Source organism: Porphyromonas somerae DSM 23386 (genome assembly GCF_000372405.1).
GTDB lineage: Bacteria > Bacteroidota > Bacteroidia > Bacteroidales > Porphyromonadaceae > Porphyromonas_A > Porphyromonas_A somerae.
The window spans coordinates 1-4,882 of sequence record NZ_AQVC01000075.1 but is presented as its reverse complement, the minus strand read 5'-3'; the positions used below and the strand labels follow the sequence as shown (position 1 = coordinate 4,882).

3 protein-coding genes and 1 rRNA gene are annotated in these 4,882 nt (G+C 45.6%); all 4 read right to left on the bottom strand.

The features are described 5' to 3' along the window. Positions 1-361 precede the first annotated feature (361 nt). A complete protein-coding gene (locus A3GK_RS0109900) occupies positions 362-1,255 on the bottom strand; it encodes an MlaD family protein (protein WP_018029291.1) in 894 nt (297 codons plus the stop codon). 6 nt (positions 1,256-1,261) lie between these two features. Then, the gene (locus A3GK_RS0109895; protein WP_018029290.1) at positions 1,262-2,242 is read right to left on the bottom strand and encodes an N-acetyl-gamma-glutamyl-phosphate reductase; all 981 of its coding nucleotides are present in this window, start codon (positions 2,240-2,242) and stop codon (positions 1,262-1,264) included. Between the two features lie 23 nt (positions 2,243-2,265). Next, complete coding sequence (locus A3GK_RS0109890) at positions 2,266-3,894, bottom strand: ABC-F family ATP-binding cassette domain-containing protein (protein WP_018029289.1); 1,629 nt, start codon at positions 3,892-3,894, stop codon at positions 2,266-2,268. 655 nt (positions 3,895-4,549) lie between these two features. After that, positions 4,550-4,658 (bottom strand): 5S ribosomal RNA (gene rrf / locus A3GK_RS0109880). Positions 4,659-4,882 lie beyond the last annotated feature (224 nt).

Genomic DNA, 4,882 nt, shown 5'->3' with positions numbered 1-4,882 from the left:
TTACTATCCTATAGGACTGCCGAGGCCTCACGGGATAAGCCATACATCTTTCATCGTTTACCTGCCTAATTTACGCATCAAGGTTACGGTTGCCTTTTGGAACTTCACTGCCTGTAGCCAGCTTGTCCGCTTGATACGCCTTAGTATTAGGTTTCTGTTCGTCAGGCCACGAATTCGCTATTGCTTCTTCTCTCCCAAGGGTCACCCCTTGAAACTTGCAAGTCGCTATGGGGTTCGTTGGCAACTACGCCCCGAGTGGACTTTCACCACAGATGTATGACATGCCCGTCATACTACAAATAGAGCAGATGGGTCATACAACCCATCTGCTCTATTTATATTTTATGTGTAAAGCTCTATATTAAAACAGGGAGAAGCGGACGTACCGCTTTGGATTGGCCTTAATATCTTGGAGCAAGCTATCGGCCGACAATACTGCGGAATCAAGCTTCTGGTACAATTGCTGATCATTGAGGAGCAGTCCGAGGCTGCCTTCTTTACTATTAAGCTGCACGGAGACGGCTTTCAACTCCGATACCACGCGAGAGAAGTCGGCAAGGGTTTGCTCAATATGGGCCTCCTCTATTTTACCAGTGACACTTCGCACCGAGCCTGCCGATGCCTCTACACTATCAAGTATCTTGGGCACCGTCCCCGACATCAAACCATCCAACCGACGAGTAGTTGAGCTAATCGCCTTGGTAGAGGCATTGAGTTGAGACATAATCTCCTGAACCTCCGTACTATTAATTAACCCATTTACACTACCACTTAGGCTGTCAATAGATAGAATGGCAGCATTAAGGTTGGGCAATAACTCATCCGATATCTTTGACATGAAGTCGACCGTCGACTGACCCACTAACGTATCGCCATGGGCTACATAACCTGTTGTCTCCTCTGGTGTCATCAGATGAATAGAGCCACCTGCCAATGGGTTATCACGGATAACAGCCACCGTATTGAGGGGGATTTGCAGTTCTGAATTAAGGGAGAGCTGCACTACATTGCCATTAAAGTGCTTATAATCGAACTTGATACTCCGCACATTACCCACTCTATACCCATTGAGGTAGACCGAAGTAGAGCGGTCTACGCCTTGGAGATTAGAGAAAGTGGCATAATAGGTATTATTCTGTTCGAATACATTGATGCCTTTGAGAAAGTTAAACCCAAAGTAAAACATCAATATAGTTGCCAAAGTAGTGACCCCTATCAGAGTGGCCTTTTGCTTATGATTAAAACTCTTCTCCATAACTCACTAGAATATTAAAGGCTTGATATTAAGACCTGTACTCTCCACCAGTCCCAGCATCAGATTCATAATGTGAATTGCCGTGCCAGCAGCTCCCTTCATCAGGTTGTCCATAGTACTGACAATCAGGAGCCGATCACCGTGCTTTGAGAGATGGATATGCATCTCATTGGTATTAACCGTATCACGCACATCGGGGTAAGAATCTACGATATGCACAAAGGAGTGATCATCAAAATATTCCTCGTAGATTGCTCGCACACTCTCAATATCAAGAGGACAGTCAAGGTAGAGTGTCGTATAGATTCCCCTATTAAAGTCTCCCCGCATAGGGATAAAGACAATCTCTGAATCAAAGCTATTCTGGATATTACGTAGCGTCCGCTCAATCTCGCCAATATGCCGATGCTCTAATGGTTGTAGTACGTGGAAGTTATCAAAGAGCATATCATAAGTGATGCCAGAGATTACACGCGGACGAGCGAGTGCTTCCGTTTTTCCAGCCACAGAAGTAACGTGGATATCGCTATTGAGTAGCAAGTGCTTTGCTAGCGGGATCAGAGGCGTCTGAATAGCCGATGCAAACGCCCCCGGCACCGAAGCCTTGGTAGCTTTGGTAAGTGCTCTACGATTGGCCTCTGGCAGCCCATATACAAAGCCCGTCTCCTCAGGGTCGGTATGGCGATACTCTTGGGAGAAGTCAATCACCTTCATCCCTTCAGGCATCTCAAAGCGTTGCAAAAACTCTCGGGTACTCGCTGCAGATTGTAGGCACAAGAAAAGCACATCCAGTCCCTCCAACTGTAGCTCATCAGTAAAATTGAGTGTACGCATAGAGTTGAGGTCATTGAATAGCTCCGCCACACTCATTCCCGCACGTTGGGGAGCATAGATCATCTCTAGGTGTACATCTGGGTGGTGTACCAATAGGTTATATAGCTCCCCCACCGCATAACCTTCACTCCCTACAATCCCTACTTTATACATAACTACTAGACTTTATTATTCAGCTACTCGCCGCATATTTTCTTTTTCTGTTCAGCGACTATTGGGTCGGTGATATAGTCGTCATAGCTCATCATCTTATCAATGATACCATTAGGACCTAACTCAATCACACGATTAGCCACTGTATTGATAAACTCGTGGTCGTGACTACTGAATAGCACGATGCTAGGATAGTTAATCAGCGTATTGTTAAAAGCCTGGATACTCTCAAGGTCCAAGTGGTTAGTAGGCGTATCGAGGACCAGCACATTGGCATCTTGTAGCATCATTCGAGCGATCATCACACGCATCTTCTCTCCTCCTGATAGCACACTCGCCTTCTTCTTCAGCTCATCTCCATTGAAGAGCATTCGTCCGAGGTACCCCTTTAGAAAGACCTCATTGGTATCTTGTGCAAACTGCGAAATCCACTCAATCAGGTCGTAATCCGTATTGAAGTAGGCACTATTATCCAAAGGCAAGTAGGCAGTCGTTACCGTTTGCCCCCACTCAAATGTACCCTCGGCTGGCTTCTCCTCGCCATTGATGATTTGGAAAAAAGCAGTCATCGCTCTAGGGTCGTGCGAGAGGAATACCACCTTATCCCCCTTCTCAATATTGAAGTTGATATTCTTAAATAATAGCGTCTCCTCACCATCGCCACCAGCATAGGCCGTCAACCCTTTCACCTCCAATATCTTATTACCCACCTCACGCTCAGGGGTGAAGATGATACCTGGGTAGCGACGAGTAGAGGGCTTGATCTCCTCCACATTGAGCTTCTCCAGCATCTTCTTACGGCTAGTGGTCTGCTTACTCTTCGCCACATTGGCACTAAATCGACGGATAAACTCCTCCAACTCCTTCTTCTTCTCCTCCGCCTTCTTATTCTGCTGTTGCTGCTGCCTAAGGGCAAGCTGACTACTTTGGTACCAGAAGCTATAGTTACCACTAAACTGCTGCACCTTGCCGTAGTCGATATCCACCGTATGCGTACATACAGAGTCGAGGAAGTGACGGTCGTGGCTTACTACCAGTACCGTATTCTCAAAATCTGCCAGATAGTTCTCTAGCCACTGCACCGTATCCAGGTCCAAGTCGTTGGTAGGCTCGTCCAATAGCAGATTATCAGGCTTACCGAAGAGTGCTCTTGCCAGTAGCACCCGCACCTTCTGTTTATTGCTCAGGTCACCCATCATCTGATAGTGAAAAGCCTCCTTTATGCCCAGGCCCGAGAGCAGCTGTGCCGCATCACTCTCGGCATTCCACCCCTCCATCTCAGCAAACTTCTCCTCCAGCTCTGCCGCACGGATACCATCCTCATCACTAAAGTCGGGCTTTGCATAGAGAGCATCCTTCTCCTGCATAATATCCCAAAGTACTGTATGCCCCGTGAGCACCGTATCCATCACCGAAAGGTGGTCAAAAGCAAAGTGATCCTGACTTAATACTGAAAGACGCTCACCAGGAGCCATCGACACCATCCCTTTAGTAGGGTCCAACTCCCCACTGATAATACGAAGAAGCGTAGACTTTCCCGCTCCATTAGCGCCAATAATGCCATAGCAATTGCCTGGCAAAAACTGCATATTTACATCTTGAAAAAGGGTACGCCCCCCAAATTGTATCGCTAGATCACTTAGTTGAATCATCTCTTACTTACTACTATTATGGTAAATTATAAGCAAAGATACCAAATAACATCTAGCTATCAGAAAGAATGACCATGAAATCCATAATACTACAAATAATTCCAATATATAAGAATATAAAAACAACATACCTATAGCAAAAATAAATGAATGCGAACTGAAACACAATCACAATTGACTATAGATATGAAATAAATAGTATTTTGGAAATGATAAAAAATGACGATGAAGCCGAAAGGATAGTTCTCACAACCCCAAGGAAGAAACTAAAAAGGAATGCACAAGTCACCCCCACAAACGCAATAAATATGCAATCAACAAGCACAAAGATACCAAAGAGCCACACCTACCTTGCTCCCTAGAGAGCCCCAGAGAAAGCTAACTTAATACTTAGGTGCTCTTCATCGCATTGGTCAGCAGTTGCCCACCTGCCCGACTTCTCCGACCTGTCCGATCTGTCCGATCTGTCCGACTCGTCCGATCTGTCCGACTCGTCCGACCTGTCCGACTTGTCAGATCTGTCCGACTCGTCCGATCTGTCCGACTCGTCCGAGATTTGCTACAGAAGCGGCGGTGGAGATGAATGTCGCTGTACAGCGCACAATAAAGAAGAGAGACACTCTAGGAAAAACTTCCTAAAGTGTCTCTCTCTGTAAAATGGCGACTACCTACTCTCCCTTGTTAAAAGTACCATCGGCGTGACTAGGCTTAACTTCTCTGTTCGGAATGGTAAGAGGTGGATCCCTAGTGCTATAGTCACCTAATTATATCGTGACATACTGGCAAATATTATAGCTATCTACTATCAATAGCTCTTAGAAACTCTGAGATGACATCTCGAATGTATATCTCAATTCTCTCTATCTTACTCAATATATNAAGCGTACAACATTTAGTAACCTATTCATGCGTACTGTAATTACACAACACTACACTTCGGCCTAAAGTTTACGGGTAATTAGTACTGCTCAGCTAAATGCATTACGGC

Excerpts from the sequence above, each read along its gene's own strand:
- A3GK_RS0109900 (WP_018029291.1), bottom strand. The coding sequence starts at position 1,255 with ATGGAGAAGAGTTTTAATCATAAGCAAAAGGCCACTCTGATAGGGGTC.
- A3GK_RS0109895 (WP_018029290.1), bottom strand. The coding sequence starts at position 2,242 with ATGTATAAAGTAGGGATTGTAGGGAGTGAAGGTTATGCGGTGGGGGAG.
- A3GK_RS0109890 (WP_018029289.1), bottom strand. The coding sequence starts at position 3,894 with ATGATTCAACTAAGTGATCTAGCGATACAATTTGGGGGGCGTACCCTT.